We start from the raw sequence: 19389 nt of genomic DNA on the forward strand, positions 1-19389 counted from the left end.
AGCATTATGACAGGGCGCCCGCCTTGTCGCCGTCGGGCCATCTCATTCATCTCACCACACTACACGATGCCACGGTTCCATGTGGCGCCCCGCGGAGTTCTCCTTAAATGAAACAAATGAAGCTCGAGGATCTGAAGCGGAAATCCCCCGCCGAGCTCGTCACCTTTGCCGAAGAGACGGGCGTCGAGAATGCCTCGACCTTGCGTAAACAAGAATTGATGTTCGCGACGCTGAAGCAGCTTGCGACGCAAGAAACCGAAATTACGGCGACCGGTGTCGTCGAAGTCCTGCAGGACGGGTTTGGGTTTCTCAGATCACCGGAAGCCAATTATTTGCCCGGTCCCGACGATATCTACGTCTCGCCCTCGCAGATCCGGCGTTTCGCGCTTCGGACGGGCGATACGGTTGAAGGCCAGATCCGCTCGCCGAAGGACGGCGAACGCTACTTTGCCCTTCTCAAGGTTTCCAATATCAATTTCGAAGATCCGGAAAAGGCGAAGCACAAGAGCCATTTCGACAACCTGACGCCGCTGTATCCGACGAAGTGGCTGAAACTTGAAATCGAAGACCCGACGATCAAGGACTTTTCATCGCGCGTCATCGATATCGTTTCGCCGCTGGGCAAGGGACAGCGCGCCCTGATCGTGGCGCCGCCACGTACCGGTAAGACGGTGCTTTTGCAAAATATTGCGCACTCGATCACGGCGAACCATCCCGAATGCTACCTGATCGTGCTTCTGATCGACGAACGTCCCGAGGAAGTCACCGACATGCAGCGCAACGTCAAAGGCGAGGTCATCTCCTCGACGTTCGACGAGCCGCCGTCGCGGCATGTGCAAGTCTCGGAGATGGTCATCGAGAAGGCTAAGCGTCTTGTTGAGCATAAGAGGGATGTCGTCATCCTGCTCGACTCGATCACCCGTTTGGGTCGGGCCTACAACACGGTTGTTCCGTCTTCAGGCAAGGTTTTGACCGGCGGCGTCGACTCGAACGCGTTGCAGCGGCCGAAGCGCTTCTTCGGCGCGGCGCGGAATATCGAAGAGGGCGGGTCGCTGACCATCATCGCGACGGCGCTGATCGATACCGGCTCGCGCATGGACGAAGTGATCTTCGAAGAGTTCAAGGGTACAGGCAACTCGGAAATCATCCTGGATCGGAAGGTTTCCGACAAGCGTGTGTTCCCGGCCATCGATGTCGCGCGCTCCGGCACGCGCAAAGAAGACCTTCTGGTTCCGAGGGATCAGCTCAAGAAGGTCTACGTGCTGCGCCGTATCCTGAACCCGATGGGCACGATGGATGCGATCGAGTTCCTGATCGACAAGCTCAAGTCGACAAAGACGAACGGCGAGTTCTTCCAGTCGATGAACACCTAAAGTTCGTTTCATGAGAAACGCAAAGGCCGCTCAATTGGAGCGGCCTTTTTTGTTGTCGATCACACTTCGATAGGGTCGCTCGTAGTCCACAGGAAATTCACAGCTTGTTTATAAGGCGCGAACGTATCGGAGCGCCGTTTTCGCTGAAAGCCCGGACGGAAATGTACCGACTAGGGATAGATACTCAGTCGTCGATATCGAGCGTGAATGCTGCCCGCTATTTATTCCGCAGCGTCGAGGATGCGGCGCGCTTCTTGTGCTGGGGTTTGGCTCTGCGGCTGCTTTTTATAGCGTTCGGGTTCGCCGGCTCCGGGTTTATATATGAACGGCAGGATAAGCTGTTCGACAAAGCTTTTGGGGAAATTGGGTAGCTCATCGACGCCCATGTCTTTCGCGGTGATCGGCCGCGACGGTTCGGGAACGAATGTGCCCAGCATCTTGTCCCAGACAGTCAGTAATAAGCCGAAGTTGCAGTCGCCTTCGGTGCCCCAATTGACGTGATGCATATGGTGGATACGGCCGATCGAAAGATGCGGTGCGAGCGGGCCGAGACGCGCGTCAACGTTCGAATGCTGGACAATCAGCGTGACTGAGATGAGGAAGCCAAGCACGACGGCGACCGGAACCGGCATGCCGATTATCACGAGCGGCATGTTACCGATGACCATATCGAGGGCTTGGTGCAGCGGGTGGCGGATCACGCCGTTGAGGCCATAGAGGCGGCCGACGCCGTGATGCACCGAATGCAATCGCCACAACGTCGGAAATCTGTGGCTCAGGTAATGCATCGCCATGAAGGCGAAGTCGGCAACCAGAAACGCGATCAATACCTGCGCCCACATCGGCCATTCCGTCGGCCATAGGCCCTGATACGGAAACAGCCAGCAGATCACCGGGATCAACAGAACGCCGTTCGTCGCCGAGGCTTCGTAGGCGATGACATGCAGAATATTGGCTGGCGTGTCACCGTGTGCAGCGTGATCGTTCCATTCGTCGAAGAAGGGAGCGATACGTTCGGCTGCGAAGGCGGTGAGGTAGGCGACACCGAGAAGAGGCGCGATCAGCATATACGCCCAGGTGTGGCCTTGTGCGACGACGAGTTCGGAAACTACCCAGTAGGCAGCTCCGGTCAATCCGAGCATCATGAACGGGGCATACCCGTAGCGGACGATTTCGCGCAGATATCTCATGGAGCTTGTATAGTCCTCGTAGCCTGTACCCGCCAAGTGATTGACTTCTGAGACCTTTCAACGCGGTAAAAAGGTCCTATTCGGCTGCTCGCGCTTGGCCTCTGGCTTGCCGCAGCGCCGCGTTCAATGATCCCGGATCTAGGATCGGGGCACTGCACACGGGGCCAACGCAAACGTAAGCTGTTGATTTTCCGTCAATGGCCCTTTTTCCAGCGAGCGGTGAGCCAGGACCGGCGCCAGGGGTCGCTTCACCAACAAATTCGAGAGCGCCGGGCACCGAGAGCTGCCGCAGTTCGCCCCGCAGCGCCGATCCCTTCTCTACGCTCACGGCAACTTGAACCAGGCGGTCCAAGTCGAGTTCCGCTGCGAGCAATCCGCAATGTCCGACCGGGCTTCGCGCGACGGCCGGCGCAAAGGCGTCGACGATCTGGCGAGCGCGCTCGTCATAGTTCGAATTTCCGGTTAGGGCGGCGAGGGCGACAAGATTCGAAAGTTGTATAGCGTTCGCGCTTGGCACGGCGTCGTCGCTGGCGCTTTTCAAACGAACGACGACGTCCGCCGTGTCGTCCGCTGCCGTGAAGTAGCCCCCGTTTGTTTCATCCCAATAGTGCTGGTTGAGGACGTCAGCCCAGCGCCTGGCATGTTCGAGATAGGGCTCGGACCCCGTCGCCGCGAAGAGACGCAACGCGCCCCAGATCATGTTGGCGTAGTCCGATGCGGATGCCGGTGCCTTTGCTATACCATTGCGAAATGCATGAAAGAGGCGATCATTGGGGGCTGCTAGCTTGCCGACGATAGCAGCGAACGCTTGTTCCGCTAGCGCTAGCCATTCCGGTTTTTCGAAGACGATCGCGGCGCGTGCGGTTGTGGCGATTGCTAGCCCATTCCAATCGGCGAGTATCTTGTCGTCCCATCCCGGCCGCACGCGAGATGCGCGACGCTGAAGGAGTTTTGCACGCATTCCGGCAAGACGTGCTTCCTCATCTTCCGAAAGGAGCGCGGGCGCACCGAGACGATTGAGGATCGTATGGCCTTCGAAATTACCATCGGACGTGACGCCGTAGACGCGTGAAAAGAATGCAGCGTCTTCCGCACCAAGGACATCCTCGATCTCGGCTGCGTTCCAGATGTAAAACTTGCCTTCCTCGCCCTCGCTGTCGGCATCGAGCGATGCTGCGAAGCCGCCGCTTTCACCGATCATTTCGCGCGCGAGCCAATCGATCGTTTCGGCAATTCGTGTTGCGAACAGCGGTTCTTGTGTCTCGCGCCAAACCTCTGTCAGGAGATCGATCAAAAGAGCATTGTCGTACAGCATCTTTTCGAAGTGCGGCACAAGCCAAAGTTCATCGACGGAATAGCGTGCGAAGCCACCGCCCAAATGATCGTAGATGCCGCCCTGACAGATGTGGCGCAGCGTCGTGACGACAGCGTCCCGTGCGTTTGGATCGTCGTATCGGATGGCGCCGCGCCATAGCAGCCAGAACACGTTCCATTGCGGAAATTTCGGTGCGCCGGAGAGGCCGCCGTGCTCGCGGTCGACGGCGCGCGCGATAGCGTCGACAACATCTTTGGTTTTTGGCCGAGGTGCTCCTGATCGGTCTTCTGCCGGAGTTTCCTTCAAAGAAGCGAGGATCGCTTCGGTGTTTTTGCGAACATTGTCCGGCTGATTGTGAAATGCCTCCGAGATGCGGAGGAGCACCGTCACGAAAGCGGGACGTCCGTAGCGTGCTTCACGTGGAAAATATGTGCCGCCCCAGAATGGTTTTGCATCGCTATCGAGGAACATCGTCAGCGGCCATCCGCCTTGTTCGCCGAGTCGATGCAGTGCACCCATGTAGATCGCGTCGATATCGGGCCGCTCTTCGCGATCGACTTTGATGTTGACGAAAAGCTCGTTCATCACTTCGGCAGTGCCGGGATCTTCGAAGCTCTCGTGCGCCATCACGTGGCACCAATGGCAGGCCGCATATCCCACCGAAAGGAGGATCGGTTTGCCGGTGCGTTTCGCCTCTGCAAGCGCTTCGGGAGACCAGGCCCACCAGTGTACAGGATTGTCCTTATGTTGAAGAAGATAAGGGCTTGTTTCGTATTTCAGCCGGTTTTCGCTCATCGGGATTCCAGAAAGGCGAGGGTCATTTCAAGGATGCTTTGGAGATCTGGTTGCGAGGGTCCGGTTCTACGAGTACGCGAACGGGATGTTTGAGGCTTCAACAATCTTCGCGCTGTCGAGCGCACCTGGGCGCGCCGGCGTTGCCGTCGTTCGCATGTCCGGTACGGCGGTTCGGACCGCACTGGAAAAAATGGTGGCGCCGGTTCCCAAGCCCCGCGCCGCGGCGTTCCGGACAATCCGGAATCCGTCAACTGGAGAAGCTATCGATCGCGCATTGGTGCTTTGGTTCGCTGCGCCACACAGCGAAACAGGCGAAGACGTCGTGGAGTTCCAAGTTCATGGAAGCCGGGCTGTCGTTGCTGCGCTTCTCGATGCGCTGGGAAGGCTTGAGGGTTGCCGCCTCGCACAACCAGGAGAGTTTGCGCGGAGAGGGTTTGAAAATGGCAAGATGGATCTCGCTGAAGTCGAAGGTCTCGCGGATCTGGTCGAAGCGGAAACAGACGCCCAGCGCAGGCAAGCGCTAGGGCAATCGGCCGGCACGCTGTCGAAAATCTACGAAGGATGGCGAGCGCGGTTGATCGAGATCGCTGCGCTCGTCGAGGCGGCCATCGACTTTTCCGACGAAACGGACGTTTCGTCATCCTCGTTCAACGAGGCACGAAAGCGCGCTGGGACGCTTTCGACAGAAATCGCCGCGCATCTCGACGATGGGCATCGGGGGGAGATTGTACGTGAAGGGTTTCGCGTGGCGCTGCTCGGGGCGCCGAATGCGGGAAAATCGAGCTTGCTTAATGCGCTCGCACGCCGGGATGCGGCGATCGTTTCGGCGGAGGCCGGGACGACGCGGGACGTCATCGAAGTCCGGCTGGATCTGGCAGGTCTGCCCGTTGTCGTCGCAGATACGGCAGGCATTCGCGAAGCCGCAAGCGAGATTGAGCGTGAGGGCATCCGCCGGAGCCTAGTCGCGGCGCGCGATGCCAATTTGACTCTCTGGCTCAGTGAAACCGGCGACTCAAATGTGCCGGAGGGAATTTCACGTGAAACAAGTCTTGCAATTCGTTCCAAGGCGGATCTCAGCCGGGAATCAACAGATGAAATGCTGGCGGTCTCGGCCGTGACGGGTGAAGGCCTGGATCGACTTGTGGCTGAGATCGCGGCGCGGGCGGCGGCTATCATCGGGGAGGCGACGGGCCCGGCTTTGACTCGAGCACGCTACCGGCAGAGCCTGGAAGCGGCGCAGAGAGCGATCAGAGCGTTTTTGGAAGGGGCGCCCGACGCCATTGAGCTTCGGGCGGAGGATGTTCGCCGGGCCGCCCACGAAATTGGTCGCATTACGGGGCGGGTCGACGTGGAAGACGTGCTCGACCAGGTTTTCAGCCGATTTTGCATTGGGAAGTGAGTTAATGAAGTGTTTCACGTGAATCAGGCTTGACGGACTCGTTTTTCGTGTTGTTTCACGTGAATCATCCTTTTTTAACCGTGATGCTGTCTGCGGCTCCGCCGTCTCGGGGCCGGTTGTTCGCTTTGTTATGGCCAGGCCGATAAATCGGGGCTGGGGTCGCTCTTTTGCGGTGACCTACAATACAGTAGGTGATGGCGCATGAATTCGCGAAGCTATGACGTCATTGTGGTCGGCGGCGGGCACGCCGGGGCTGAGGCAGCGGCTGCCGCGGCTCGGATGGGCGCGCGTACGGCGCTCGTGACCCATTCTTTCGCGACAGTGGGCGAAATGTCGTGCAATCCGGCGATCGGCGGGCTCGGAAAGGGCCACCTCGTTCGCGAGATCGATGCGCTCGACGGCTTAATGGGCCGGGTTGCGGACGCTGCTGGAATCCAGTTCAGGCTGCTCAACCGATCAAAAGGTCCGGCCGTCCATGGACCGCGCACGCAGGCGGACCGGAAGCTTTACCGCCAGACGATGCAGGCGGAAATTGAGGCCATCCCGGACCTTGATGTCATTGAGGGCGGTGTTGAGGATCTGGTCGTCACCAGTGGCCGGGTCACGGGTGTTTTAACGGCAGATGCCCGGACTTTGCGTGCCGGGGCCGTCGTTCTTGCGACGGGCACGTTCCTCAACGGCCTCATTCACATGGGCGAACAGAAAATCCCCGCCGGACGCGCCGGGGAAGCGCCCGCGTTGAAGCTTTCGGATCGGCTCTACGCGCTGGGGCTCAAGCTCGGCCGGTTGAAGACCGGCACGCCGGCGCGGCTCGATAAGAATTCGATCGATTGGTCGGGCCTTGAAATGCAAAAGGCCGATGACGAGCCCGTGCCGTTCTCTTTCCTGACAGAGCGGATAACGACTTCGCAGATCGCGTGCGGGATCACCTATACGACACCTGAAACGCACGACATCATCCGCGCAAATCTTGCGCGTTCGCCTATGCATTCGGGGCAAATCGAGAGTATCGGTCCGCGGTATTGCCCATCGATCGAAGACAAAATCGTGCGTTTTGCCGACCGGTCTTCGCATCAGATCTTCTTGGAGCCAGAGGGCCTCGACGACGATACGATCTATCCAAATGGTGTTTCAACCTCGTTGCCGGTGGAGGTACAGGAGGCATTTCTCAAAACGATGCCGGGCCTCGCAAACGTTATCATCAAGCGGCCCGGTTACGCGATCGAATACGATTATGTCGATCCGCGAGAGTTGACTCCGGGGCTAGAAGTAAAACGCTTGCCGGGGCTTTTTCTCGCGGGACAGATCAACGGCACGACTGGGTATGAGGAAGCGGGTGCGCAGGGGCTCCTTGCGGGACTTAACGCGGCACTTGCTGCGGGAGGTGCGCGAGAGTCGTTCGTCGTGTCGCGTACCCAGGGCTATCTCGGCGTGATGGTCGACGATCTCGTGACGCGCGGGGTTTCCGAGCCGTATCGGATGTTTACGTCGCGGGCTGAGTTCCGATTGCGTCTCCGGGCCGACAACGCCGATCAGCGGCTGACGGGGGCTGGGATTGCGCTGGGCTGTGTCGGGCGCGACCGGCAGTCGAAGTTTGGCTCTAAAACCGCAGCTCTTGCGGACGGCCTCAAGCTGTTAAACGGGCTGTCGCTGACGCCCACGGAAGCTGCACGCCACGGGCTTTCCGTCAATCGAGACGGTCGGCGCCGGACAGCCTTCGAGCTTTTGGCGTTTCCGGACATCTCGCTGGACCGCTTGCTTCCGATTTGGCCGGAGCTTGGCAATCTCGATCCTCGAATTGCGGCGCAGCTTGCCGTCGATGCCCGTTATGCCGCGTACCTTCGCCGTCAGGACGAGGATGTGGCGCAGCTCAAGCGCGATGAGGCTGTCAGTATCCCGGCTGACTTTGATTATTCCGGTATTCCAAGTCTTTCTGCTGAGGTTCGTCAGAAATTAGTTCAATATCGGCCGGCCTCGATTGCCCAGGCTGGACGGATCGAAGGGGTCACCCCTGCGGCCTTGTTAACGCTTTTGGCGCGTCTCAAGTCCGATCGGCAACGCAAGTCAGCCTGATGGGACAGGAGGGCATCGTCGACTCGGCCGAATCGTTCGGGCGAAAATTCGGAATTTCACGTGAAACGCTAGAGCGTTTAACGACTTATGCCCAGCTCCTGGGCCGATGGCAAAAGACGATCAACTTGGTTGCGCCAAGTACGTTGAATGATACCTGGCAGCGGCATTTCGCGGACAGTGCGCAGCTGTGGCAATTTCGGCCCGCGAGCGCCCGTGTCTGGCTCGATATCGGGTCCGGCGCCGGATTCCCCGGGCTTGTGCTCGCAATTCTTGGTGCCGAAGCAGGCGCGACTCACCATATCTTGGTGGAAAGCGACGCGCGTAAAGCCGCTTTCTTGCGTGAAGTGGCCCGCAAGACGGGTATCGTTGTGGACATCCTGTGCATGCGAATCGAAAATTCCGAGACTCGCGCTAAAGTAAAGTCCGTCGACTGTATTACGGCGCGTGCGCTCGCTCCGCTGCCGCGGTTGCTTGAGATGTCGGCGCCGTACTTTGAGTCCAAGACGCTTGGATTATTCCTCAAAGGCCGGGAGGTTGCGGCCGAAATCGAGCAAGCCGCGCAGAGCTGGCGGTTCGATTATGAGCTGAAGCCAAGTGTAACGGACGAATATGCCCGAGTGGTGTTGCTCAAGGCGTTGAAGCCCAAGAGGGAGGAGTAACCCCGTGGCTGGCTATGTTTCAGGCGCGGGCGGTGCAAGCGCGGGTCCGCGCGTGATCGCCATCGCCAATCAGAAAGGCGGCGTCGGTAAAACGACGACGGCTATCAATTTAGGGACTGCGCTTGCCGCTATCGGCGAGCGTGTGCTCGTGCTCGACCTCGATTCGCAGGGGAATGCTTCAACGGGGCTCGGCATCGACCCGGAAACGCGTTTCAAAACCTCATTCGATATTTTGACCGGCAATGCCACGATTCTCGATACCGTCTTAAAGACAGCGGTGCCCAATCTTTTCGTCGTTCCGGCGAATAGCGATCTTGTCGGAATCGAGGGCGCGCTCGGCGGCGATCCGCAAGCTCGTCCTTTCAAATTGCGCGATGCCGTGACTGCGCTCGTTGGGCAGCAGCGTAATCGGCCCGCCGACACGCATTTCAATTATGTGCTGATCGATTGCCCGCCGTCGCTCAACGTTTTGACGCTTAATGCGATGACGGCCGCGCATGCGGTGCTTGTTCCGGTGCAATGCGAATTCTTCGCGCTCGAAGGTATTTCGCAGCTCAAGGAATCGATCGAACAAATTCGCGCGACACTCAATCCGCGACTCGAAATTCAGGGTGTCGTTCTGACGATGCACGATCAGCGCACCGCGTTGTCGAAAGAAGTCGCGTCGAACGTTCGCGCCTTCTTCGGTCCAAAGGTTTACGAGACGATGATTCCGAGAAATACGCGCGTCGCAGAAGCGCCGTCACACGGCAAACCGCTGCTTTTATACGACTACGATTGCGCCGGTAGCCAAGCTTACATTCGATTGGCGACCGAGATTATCGAACGGGAAAAACGTTTCAAGGCCGCTTAAAAAAGGGCCGTTCGCTGATATCTTGAGTTCGAGATTTATTTAGTGGGGGATGACCAGCCTATGAACTCCGTTGTACCGAAGAGCCGACTCGGCCGCGGCCTCGCCTCTTTGATCGGAGAACCCGCCCCGTTGGGACATCATCTGCCGCCCGAAGGCGAGCAGCGGATGGTGTCCATCGCCGAAGTCAAATCGAGTCCGCTTAATCCGCGTAAGGATTTTCGGGATGATGAGCTTGCAGAACTTGCTGAATCGATCCGTACCAAGGGCCTTGTGCAGCCGATCGTCGTGCGCCCAAACGGTGCTGGCGGCGGCTATGAAATTGTTGCGGGCGAACGGCGCTGGCGGGCGGCGCAGAAGGCCGGCATCCACACCATTCCAGTTATTATTCGTGAGCTGACGGACCGCGAGCTTCTTGAGCTGGCGATTATCGAAAACGTTCAGCGGCAAGATCTGAATGCGATTGAAGAGGCGACCGGTTATCGCGAGCTCGTAGAAAGGTTCGACTACAGCCAAGAGAAGTTGTCGGAAATCATCGGTAAAAGCCGTAGCCATGTCGCCAACACCTTGCGGCTTTTGAAGTTGCCGGACGGCGTGCAGTCGCTGGTACAACAAGGGCGGCTGACGGCCGGCCATGCGCGGGCTTTGATCGGACGCGACGACGCCGAGGCGTTGGCTAAGAAGATCATCGACGATGGTCTGAATGTCCGTGACGTGGAAGCACTGGTCCATGACCTCGGCATCGACACGACGACGACGGTCGCCCGGCGGCCCCGGGACAAGGATGCCGATACAAAGGCATTCGAGAAAGAACTCACCGATCTTCTGGGTCTTAAGGTCGAAATCCGGCGCGGATCGGGAGAGAGCGGGACGCTGGTTATCCGTTATGGCAACTACGATCAGCTCGATTATATTCGCCAGCGCCTCGGCGGCGGCTGAGTTTTTAAGCTTTTCGCCGCAATTCTGGCGTGCGCCGCTTGACGCTCGGGCGGCGGCTTGATGATGTGCGGACGCATGGCGGCCGCCCGATGTGCCGCGAGATTGAGTTCATGAGTGAAACGAACACGTTAGACCGGCTGGCCGCGCTGATTCGGTCGCGCCGGTCCGATAGCGCGCAAAAATCCTATACTGCTCAGCTGTTGACGGCGGGTCCAGAGCGGTGCGCCAAGAAATTCGGCGAAGAGGCGATCGAGACGGTCATTGCGGCCATGGGCGATGATGATTCAGCGCTGAAGGCCGAGGCCGCCGATACGCTTTATCATTTGCTCGTTTTGCTTGAGAGCCGGCGTGTCGCGTTCGGCGACGTGCTGCACGTTCTTGAAGGACGAATGGGAACCTCGGGGCTTGCCGAGAAAGCTTCTCGCTCGGGGAGCGCGTCGTGAAAGCGCGTGCGCCGGGCCATAAGACGCTTTTGGCGCGGCGCGGCGATGTGAAAAGCGAAAACCCGGTGTTTTCACCTTATCGCGTTTTCACGCGTGAGGAGTGGGCGCGTCTTCGTGCCGACACACCGATGACTCTGCATCCGCACGAGCTTGAGCAGCTCTCGGGCATTATCGAAGAAGTGTCCGTGGAGGAAGTCGAGCAGATCTATCTGCCGTTGTCGCGCCTGCTCAATCTCTATGTCGCGGCGGCTCAGAAACTGCACTCCGTCAGTTCAGAATTTCTCGGCCGGAAGGATACGAAGGTTCCGTTTGTCATCGGCGTCGCCGGGTCGGTCGCAGTTGGGAAAAGCACGACGGCGCGTGTCTTGAAAGCCCTTCTCGCACGCTGGCCGGATCATCCGCGCGTCGATCTCATGACGACGGATGGATTTCTTTACTCGAATGCCGAGCTAGAACGGCGCGGGTTGATGGATCGCAAAGGGTTTCCGGAAAGCTTCGATACAGAGCGGCTTTTGCGATTTCTCGGCGACATCAAATCGGGCGTGGACCGCGTGTCGGCGCCGGTCTATTCGCACTTTCAATATGATGTTCTTCCGGGGCAGGAAGTCATTATTGAGCAGCCCGATATTCTTATCATCGAGGGGCTCAATATTTTGCAGCCTGCGGAGATGCCGAAAGACGGCGGAACCATTCCGTTTGTTTCCGACTTTATCGATTTCGCGATTTATATCGATGCGGATATGGCCGTTATCGAAAAGTGGTATTTAACGCGTTTTATGCGGCTCCGGAGCACGGCGTTTCGCGATCCCGGAGCGTACTTTCATAAGTATGCGGCGATGGCGCCCGACGACGTCCGCAAAACGGCTCTTCGGCTCTGGCGGACGATCAATCTCAAAAATCTGGAACAGAACATCTTGCCGACGCGACGGCGCGCTCAGCTTATTTTGCAGAAAGGCGAGAGCCATCGCGTGCAAGTGGCGTCGTTGCGCAAGCTCTAACTCACTTCGAAACCGCGCAAAAAAAATGGGCCGCTTGGGGCAGCGGCCCGCGAGATATTACAGGAGTTGGAAAGTTAGAATAGGTTCGTCGAAATTTCGTATTGGAATTAGCGCGCCTGCAGCGACACCGCTGCCGCTAGGGTCTGTTCGTTCGACGTGGCAGATGTAACAAGATCCTTCAGTGTCGCCCGCGTTCCGAGCGCGAAGATCTTATATTTATCTCGAAGGCGACGGATGGCGGACGGATCGGAATATCCCATTTGCCGGATAGCCGTCGTCGGACGTAAATCAGGCCGAATTCTTAAAAGCGCATCGAGCTGCGCAAGGCGTTCGCTGTCGTCAATGCCGGTGCCTTTCGGGCGGCCGCGACGAACGGGAGTGTGAAGCATATCGGCGAACCTCGAAAACGGAGCGATTCGTTGATTTGAGATTGCGCGAAGAAACTCTCCAATTCCAGGGAAAATAAATGTCGCGTCGAATTGGACACGAAATACCCCCTAAATAGTCTCGTTTTGAACATCGTTCACAGCGGAATGGTATATGAAATACGAGGCTTTTGTTATTTCCCGAAAGTTGAAATCGGTCAAATGAGTCCTTTTTGACGCGCCAATTCCGCCAGCGAAATCTCCGGTCTCGCGCCTATATGGCTGATAATTTCTGCGGCGGCCAGACTTGCGAGACGTCCGCAAATTGGAAGTTCATATCCTTTCGAATAGCCAAATAAAAATCCGGCCGCATAAAGGTCGCCCGCGCCTGTCGTATCGACGAGTTCAGAAATTGGTTCCGGTGCTATTTCGATGGAATTACTTTCGCTGAGAATGACCGAGCCTTTGGCGCTTCGCGTCAAGACAGCGAGCTTGGCGTCTTTGCTTGCGTTTGCCGCAGCGAGATCAAATGACTCCGTCTGATATAGCGATTTTATTTCGGATTCATTGGCGAAAAGAATGTCGATGCCGGAACGGATGAGTTCGATGAATTCATCGCGATGGCGATCAACGCAAAAGCCATCGGACAATGTCAAGGCGACTTTGCGGCCCGCGGCTTTTGCAGTTTGCAAAGCTTTACGGAAAGCTTGCTTGGCTTGCGATTCATCGAAGAGATAGCCTTCAAGATATAGGATTTCGGAATTGCGAATAAGATCGAGATTCAATTGAAATTCGCTGAGGCTGGTCGAGATTCCGAGAAACGTATTCATAGTACGTTCGCCATCAGGCGTGACGAGAATGAGCGATCGCGATGTTGGTGCGCCGTTGGCAAACGGCGTTACGTCGAAGGTCACGCCGATCGAGCGAATATCGTGCGTAAATATTTTTCCGAATTCGTCGTCGGCTATGGTGCCGATAAATGCAGGCTTTCCGCCGAATGACGCGACGCCGGCGATAGTATTGGCGGCCGATCCGCCAGAAATTTCGGTTGCGGGCCCCATCGTCGCGTAGATCTTTTTGATGTCATCGGCGCCAACGAGGCGCATGCTGCCTTTCGCAGTGCCGATCGTCGCGAGATAAGATTCGTCGCAACGGCCGATGATATCGACGATTGCGTTGCCAATTCCGATGACGTCAAAACGTGCCGCTGACATGTTGTCCCCCTTGATCGGTCGCGGGGCACTATAGAGGGGGGGATGCCGGTCGCAACCCGTGCTCTAGCGACGAGGGGACGCGGCAGACGATGCGGAGGCTAGCGCGCAAATCGCCAAAAGCAGGCGTTCGGCGTAAACCCTTTCGAGGCGGGGTGAAAGCCTTGCTGCTTTGGCGTTGTCGGCGATGCGCCGCAGGGCCTGATCGAGCCCGGTACGTGGCCAGTTCCGGATCTGGCGCGAGAATACATCGCGCTGCTTGAAGAACAGCGGCGGACGGAGCGATTTCAGTGCGTCGTCCAAGCGTTGACCCGCATCGACGTCGCTTCTCACTTTGTGAAGCTTCAAAAAATAGCGCTGTAGTACGGCAATAATCGCCTGTGCGCTTTCACCTGAAGCCATTGCGCGACCGAAGTCCGTGATCGCCGCTTGGGTTCGTCCTTCGGCCGCTGCTTCGGCAATACGTTCGAGAGCGAGATCGGCGGCGTCGCCGACGATATTTTCGACGTCCGCGAGGGTGATTGTTTCGCGATCCAGGCAATAGAGAGCGAGCTTCTCGATCTCGGCGCGGGATAGCGTCCGGTCAGCGCCGAGACGACTTTGAAGCAATGCGCGGGCATCGCCGTCGATGGTCAGTGAGAACGACGATACCACGTCGGATATGAGATTATCGATATCGGCGGAACTGTCCGGATAGCAGGCGACTGCAAAGCACGTCTCTGATGCTTCGAAAAGTGTCCGCAACGCGTCGTCGGGTTTGAGATTGGCCGCTTCGACGATCAGCAGACCTTCGAGCGGATTGGCACCCAAGAGAGGTTTCAGAAGTTGTGCGGAGATGCGCCTGCCAGCAATCGCGCGGACGATGCGCCGTGATGTAAACATAGGGCGCATTTGAAGCTCGGTTTCGAGGCGGCCTGGATCGTTATCCAATTCGCTGTCGTCGAGCCGGAGGATTTCGCCTGGTGGGTCTTCGCGGGCCGCGAGGGCTTTCGCAAGACTGGCAGCGCGTTCGCTCACAAGTCCGGGATCGGTGCCGAAGAAAAGCGCCGCCGCCAACCGCGGGGGTGGCGATTTCATGAAGGCTTCTGCCTGGTGGGCTTTAACGGTGACCATCTTTGATGCTTGAAGCGAGCGGCAGCGCTAGGTGGCGCTTGTCTTAAGCTGTCGTCGCCAGGATTGCGAGGAGACGCGTACGAAGCTCTTCGCCGACGGATTCTGCCGCCCGGTTTTCCGCGTCCTGGCGGGCTTCGACGTTGGCGAAGATTGACGTTACCCGATCATATGAAGCGCGGCCAAAACTCTTGCCCGAAGCGATGACGGTTTTGTCCTTCAGCCGGACGAGATTGTAGGAGGCTTCGATATTGAAGATCTGTCCGCCAGCGTTGCCATTCGTCTGGACCATCGTGGAGACAACGGACTCGCGGATGGCGATGTCCAGGCGGTATTGCGGTTCGGCCGGTTTTCCGCCGCCCGTGGTCTGGAAAATGAGTTCGTTGCGGATGCGCTGGCCGACCCGGCCCGGAATCGGCGCCACATCCACCGTCGCCAATTTCTCCTGGGTGGCGGCACCGCCGAGTGCTGCCGATCCGTAGAGCGGGCGGAATCCTGTGCTGCCGTCGCCGCATCCGCTCAAGACGCAGAGTGTGGCTAAGCCCAAAGCCGATAGCAAACCGCGCCGGTTCTTCAACCGGCGTACGCTATCTCGCCCCCACAGCCCGTCAGCCAACGACATTCACGATCCTTTGCGGGACGACGATGACTTTTTTCGGTGTCCGCCCCTCGAGCGCGCGGATTACCGAATCAAGCTTCAACGCCGCCGCTTCCACCTCCTCGGATTTCGCGGTACGCGAAACCACGAGTTCGTCCCGTCGCTTACCATTCACCTGTACGGCAATGGTCACTTGATCGTCAACGAGTAGGTCCGGGTCCGCCACCGGCCACGGTTCGTTCGCGAGCAGCGTGTTGTAACCGAGCCGCGCCCAGCATTCTTCAGCCAAATGCGGCATCATCGGGCCGATCATTGTGGCGAGGAGGGCGCCCGCTTCGTGTGCGGCCCAGGCGAGGTCGGGCTCGTTCCTGGTTAGGACCGCCTGGAGAACATTCGAAAATTCATGAATGTTCGCCACGGCGACGTTGAATCGCAAGGCTTCGATGGCCTTGCCGACCTGGTCGAGCGCCCGGTGTGCAGCCTTGCGCAGCTCCAGAGCGTCCGGACCGAAGGCATCGGGTCTTTTGGCGGGTTTGTTCGGGAATGTTTCGGCGATCTCGTCGATCAAACGCCAGACACGTTGGATGAAGCGGCCTGCGCCCGCGACGCCGGCTTCGGTCCAGATGACGTCGCGCTCTGGCGGGCTATCCGACAGCATGAACCAGCGCGCACAATCGGCGCCGTAGTGGGTCATGATGTCGTCCGGGTCCACGAGGTTCTTTTTGGACTTGGACATCTTTTCGATGGAGCCGATGGCGGCAGGGCGCCCAGTCGCGATTTCGATGGCCCGACGGTTGGCGCCTTCGCCTTCGACGCGAACGTCGTTCGGCAGGAGCCACAGTCCGTCCTGCGATTTGTACGTTTCGTGCGTGACCATGCCTTGGGTAAAGAGTGCCGCGAACGGCTCACGCGTATTGGTCGCGAAGGTCAGATGGCCGGTGTCGCACATCGCGCGCGAGAAAAAGCGTGAATAGAGCAGGTGCAAAATCGCATGCTCGATGCCGCCGATATATTGATCGACGGGCAGCCAATAATGCGCGGCGTCCATGTCGACGGGCGTTTCGGCTTCGGGCGCAGTAAAGCGCACGTAATACCAGGACGAGTCGACGAAGGTATCCATCGTGTCGGTTTCGCGCGTCGCTTCACCATCGCAGGACGGACACTTCACATGTTTCCACGTTGGATGGCGTTCGAGGGGATTGCCCGGTTTGTCGAACGTCGCGTCCTCGGGAAGCGTAACGGGCAAGTCTTTCTCGGGGACGGGAACGACGCCGCATTTTTCGCAATGAATAACCGGGATCGGGCAGCCCCAATAGCGCTGGCGCGAGATGCCCCAGTCGCGCAGGCGGAAATTGACCTTGCGCGCGCCTTGAGGGCGTCCGGCGAGCTTTTGTTTTTCAAGGCGGTTGGCGGTTTCTTCGAAGGCCGCCTTTGTCGTCAGGCCGTCGAGGAAGCGCGAATTGATCATCGTGCCGTCTTCCGTGTAGGCCTTCCCCTTGAGATCCAGGGTTTCTGGCTTTTCTCCTGGCGGCAGGATGACGGGCACAATCGGGAGCTTGTAGCGCGTGGCGAAATCCATGTCGCGCTGATCGCCGGACGGACAGCCGAAGATCGCGCCGGTGCCGTAGTCCATCAAAATGAAGTTCGCGACGTAAACGGGGAGCTGCCAATCCTTGTCGAAGGGATGGACGGCGCGGATACCAGTGTCGAAGCCCCGCTTTTCGGCAGCTTCGATTTCAGCCACTGAGGTTCCCAGGCGGCGGCACTCTTCGCAGAAGTCAGCGAGTGCTGGGTTCTTCGCTGCGGCGGCCTTCGCAAGCGGATGGTCGGCGGCAACGGCCAGGAACGATGCGCCGAACAGCGTATCGGGCCGGGTCGTGTAGACTTCAAGCTCGCTAAATCCGTCGGGCGCAGTATCCTTTTCGAGTGCCCAGCGGATCAGCATGCCTTCAGAGCGGCCGATCCAGTTGGCTTGCATCAGCCGGACTTTCTCTGGCCACTTATCGAGCGTCGCGAGGTCGCTCAGCAGTTCTTCGGCGTAGTCCGTGATCTTGAAAAACCATTGCGTCAACTCGCGCTGCTCGACGAGCGCACCGGAGCGCCAGCCGCGGCCGTCGATCACCTGCTCGTTGGCGAGCACGGTGTGGTCCACCGGGTCCCAGTTGACTTTCGAGGATTTGCGATAAGCAAGACCTTTCTTCAGCAGCTCGATGAAGAGCTTCTGTTGATGCCGGTAATAGCTCGGCGAGCAAGTCGCGATTTCGCGGGACCAGTCTAATGACAGCCCCATCGATTTCAGCTGGCCGCGCATCGTGTCGATGTTGTCGTAGGTCCATTTTCCGGGGTGGACCTTGCGTTCCATCGCGGCGTTTTCGGCAGGCATGCCGAACGCGTCCCAGCCCATCGGGTGCAGGACGTTGAAGCCCTTGGCGCGTTTGTAGCGCGCGAAGACGTCGCCCATCGCATAGTTGCGCACATGGCCCATATGGATGCGCCCCGACGGATAGGGGAACATTTCCAGGACGTAGCATTTGGGGCGTGTGCGGTCTTCGGAGGCCCGGAAAATCTCGTTTTTTTCCCAAGCCTGCTGCCAATGGCGTTCGCGGTCGGGTGCGTTGTAGCGTTCGGTGGCCATTGGGCCGTTCTTTCTCGGATTTTGAATTGGTTAGCGCCGTTAAAAGCCTGAAAGGGAAAAGCTGGTCAAGTCGTCGGCATCCAGCGCTTATATGTCGTAAAAAGTTGATTTTTGCGACATATTATGAGAATATGTCGTGTCGTGCGGCACGTCCGTCTGATATGTCGCAATTTTTCTATTTCTGCGACATATTAAAGATATATGTCGTCGTTGGCGACATGTCTTTATGACGTGTCGTCTAAACCTGGATTTGACGACAAATGAAAGCCTTCGACCCTGCGAGCCCCTACAACGACTTGCCCGAACTGCCGCCGCAAAGCGACCTGGAGACGAAGGCTGTTTTAAAGAAATGCGCCTCGGTTCATGCCGCGCTTGCCGCCCTGAAAGAACGGGGCCGCCGTATCCCTGATCAGACTGTGCTCATCAACGCCATTCCGATCATGGAAGCGAAAGACAGTTCGGCGATCGAGAACATCGTCACGACGAGCGACGCGCTGTTTCGCGATGCCAGTTTGAACGATGATAGTGATGCGGACCCGGCAACCAAGGAGGCGTCGCGCTACAGATCCGCGCTTCAGCTTGGCTTTAAGACATTGGCGCAACGGCCTATCTCTACACGAACCGCTGTCGATATCTGTTCCGAACTGAAGGGTGTCGATCTCGATGTGCGCAGTGTTCCGGGGACCAAGCTGAGAAATACGAATACCGGAGACGTTATTTATACGCCACCTGAGGGTGAGACTTTATTGCGCGAGTTGCTCACGAATTGGGAACGCTTTCTCAATGAGGCGACTGAGTTGGATCCCATCGTGCGTATGGCCGTCGGACATTATCAGTTCGAGGCCATTCATCCTTTTATCGACGGCAACGGCCGAACGGGCCGCGTCATCAATATCTTGTTTCTCATCGAACAAGGATTGCTCGAACTCCCTACCCTTTATCTCAGCCGCTACATCCTTGCGAACAGGGCCGACTACTATCGTCTGCTTCTCGATGTAACGACGAAGCAGGCTTGGGAGCCGTGGATTCTCTATATGCTCGACGGCATCGAGAGCACGGCGCGATGGACCGCAGCAAAGATCGGCGCGATTTACGACCTCATCGATGCGACGGTCGCTTATGTCCGCGACACAGCACCGAAAATTTACACACGCGAACTCGTCGACGTGATTTTCACGCAGCCCTATAGCCGCATTCACAACGTCGTCGAGCGGGGGCTCGCTCACAGGGAAAAGGCGTCAAGAGATTTGAAACATCTCGTCGCGATCGGCGTGCTGCGGGAAGTCAAAGTTGGTCGCGAAAAACTTTTCCTCAACATCAGATACGCCGAGCTTCTCGGCAGCAACGGAAATGCGTTCGATCCATTCGCGGTCGTTGAGCCGCAGGCACCCGCAAACAAGATGAAAAAAACGCGGGCCGCGCATTAAACGCGACCC

General features: G+C 58.0%; 16 protein-coding genes. 9 read left to right on the forward strand and 7 right to left on the reverse strand.

Annotation, left to right across the window (positions count from 1 at the left end; all coding sequences use genetic code 11):
* Nucleotides 1–107: 107 nt before the first annotated feature.
* Complete coding sequence (rho, locus tag VHB22_RS09390) at nucleotides 108–1373, forward strand: transcription termination factor Rho (protein WP_325456706.1); 1266 nt, start codon at nucleotides 108–110, stop codon at nucleotides 1371–1373.
* Between the two features lie 221 nt (nucleotides 1374–1594).
* On the opposite strand, the gene VHB22_RS09395 is transcribed toward rho, so the two are convergent.
* Together VHB22_RS09395 and VHB22_RS09400 are read right to left on the reverse strand one after the other, a co-directional pair.
* Nucleotides 1595–2563: a sterol desaturase family protein gene (locus VHB22_RS09395; RefSeq protein ID WP_325456707.1), complete on the reverse strand. Its 969-nt coding sequence runs from the start codon at nucleotides 2561–2563 to the stop codon at nucleotides 1595–1597.
* A 76-nt stretch (nucleotides 2564–2639) separates the two neighbouring features.
* Nucleotides 2640–4673: a thioredoxin domain-containing protein gene (locus VHB22_RS09400; RefSeq protein ID WP_325456708.1), complete on the reverse strand. Its 2034-nt coding sequence runs from the start codon at nucleotides 4671–4673 to the stop codon at nucleotides 2640–2642.
* 85 nt (nucleotides 4674–4758) lie between these two features.
* On the opposite strand from VHB22_RS09400, the gene mnmE reads away from it, so the two are divergent.
* From mnmE to coaA, 7 genes are all read left to right on the forward strand, one after another.
* The gene (mnmE, locus tag VHB22_RS09405; protein WP_325456709.1) at nucleotides 4759–6072 is read left to right on the forward strand and encodes a tRNA uridine-5-carboxymethylaminomethyl(34) synthesis GTPase MnmE; all 1314 of its coding nucleotides are present in this window, start codon (nucleotides 4759–4761) and stop codon (nucleotides 6070–6072) included.
* Between the two features lie 201 nt (nucleotides 6073–6273).
* A complete protein-coding gene (mnmG, locus tag VHB22_RS09410; protein ID WP_325456710.1) occupies nucleotides 6274–8145 on the forward strand; it encodes a tRNA uridine-5-carboxymethylaminomethyl(34) synthesis enzyme MnmG in 1872 nt (623 codons plus the stop codon).
* Nucleotides 8145–8804, forward strand: coding sequence for a 16S rRNA (guanine(527)-N(7))-methyltransferase RsmG (gene rsmG, locus VHB22_RS09415; protein WP_325456711.1), 660 nt, complete (start codon nucleotides 8145–8147; stop codon nucleotides 8802–8804). The genes mnmG and rsmG overlap by 1 nt, the downstream gene beginning before the upstream one ends.
* Before the next feature lie 4 nt (nucleotides 8805–8808).
* Nucleotides 8809–9657, forward strand: a complete 849-nt coding sequence (locus VHB22_RS09420; RefSeq protein ID WP_325456712.1) for a ParA family protein — start codon at nucleotides 8809–8811, stop codon at nucleotides 9655–9657.
* 60 nt (nucleotides 9658–9717) lie between these two features.
* The gene (locus tag VHB22_RS09425) at nucleotides 9718–10593 is read left to right on the forward strand and encodes a ParB/RepB/Spo0J family partition protein (RefSeq protein ID WP_325456713.1); all 876 of its coding nucleotides are present in this window, start codon (nucleotides 9718–9720) and stop codon (nucleotides 10591–10593) included.
* 110 nt (nucleotides 10594–10703) lie between these two features.
* Nucleotides 10704–11036: a phosphoribosyl-ATP diphosphatase gene (locus tag VHB22_RS09430; protein ID WP_325456714.1), complete on the forward strand. Its 333-nt coding sequence runs from the start codon at nucleotides 10704–10706 to the stop codon at nucleotides 11034–11036.
* 29 nt (nucleotides 11037–11065) lie between these two features.
* Complete coding sequence (gene coaA, locus VHB22_RS09435; protein WP_325456741.1) at nucleotides 11066–12034, forward strand: type I pantothenate kinase; 969 nt, start codon at nucleotides 11066–11068, stop codon at nucleotides 12032–12034.
* Between the two features lie 107 nt (nucleotides 12035–12141).
* On the opposite strand, the gene VHB22_RS09440 is transcribed toward coaA, so the two are convergent.
* The 5 genes from VHB22_RS09440 to leuS form a co-directional block, all read right to left on the reverse strand.
* A complete protein-coding gene (locus VHB22_RS09440) occupies nucleotides 12142–12423 on the reverse strand; it encodes a hypothetical protein (RefSeq protein WP_325456715.1) in 282 nt (93 codons plus the stop codon).
* A 194-nt stretch (nucleotides 12424–12617) separates the two neighbouring features.
* Nucleotides 12618–13613, reverse strand: a complete 996-nt coding sequence (locus tag VHB22_RS09445) for an adenosine kinase (RefSeq protein ID WP_325456716.1) — start codon at nucleotides 13611–13613, stop codon at nucleotides 12618–12620.
* 63 nt (nucleotides 13614–13676) lie between these two features.
* Nucleotides 13677–14723 carry a DNA polymerase III subunit delta gene (gene holA, locus VHB22_RS09450; RefSeq protein WP_325456717.1) on the reverse strand — a complete coding sequence of 349 codons (1047 nt, stop codon included), beginning with the start codon at nucleotides 14721–14723 and terminating at the stop codon, nucleotides 13677–13679.
* A gap of 43 nt (nucleotides 14724–14766) precedes the next feature.
* Entirely contained in the window at nucleotides 14767–15342 is a 576-nt protein-coding gene (locus tag VHB22_RS09455; protein ID WP_325456718.1) for a hypothetical protein, read from the reverse strand.
* Nucleotides 15329–17953, reverse strand: coding sequence for a leucine--tRNA ligase (gene leuS / locus VHB22_RS09460; protein WP_325456719.1), 2625 nt, complete (start codon nucleotides 17951–17953; stop codon nucleotides 15329–15331). Before leuS ends, VHB22_RS09455 begins: the two co-directional genes overlap by 14 nt.
* Before the next feature lie 260 nt (nucleotides 17954–18213).
* Here leuS and fic point away from each other — a divergent pair, with 260 nt between their 5' ends.
* Nucleotides 18214–19380, forward strand: a complete 1167-nt coding sequence (gene fic, locus VHB22_RS09465; protein WP_325456720.1) for a protein adenylyltransferase Fic — start codon at nucleotides 18214–18216, stop codon at nucleotides 19378–19380.
* Nucleotides 19381–19389 lie beyond the last annotated feature (9 nt).

It is taken from the genome of Hyphomicrobium sp. (assembly GCF_035548195.1).
GTDB lineage: Bacteria > Pseudomonadota > Alphaproteobacteria > Rhizobiales > Hyphomicrobiaceae > Hyphomicrobium_B.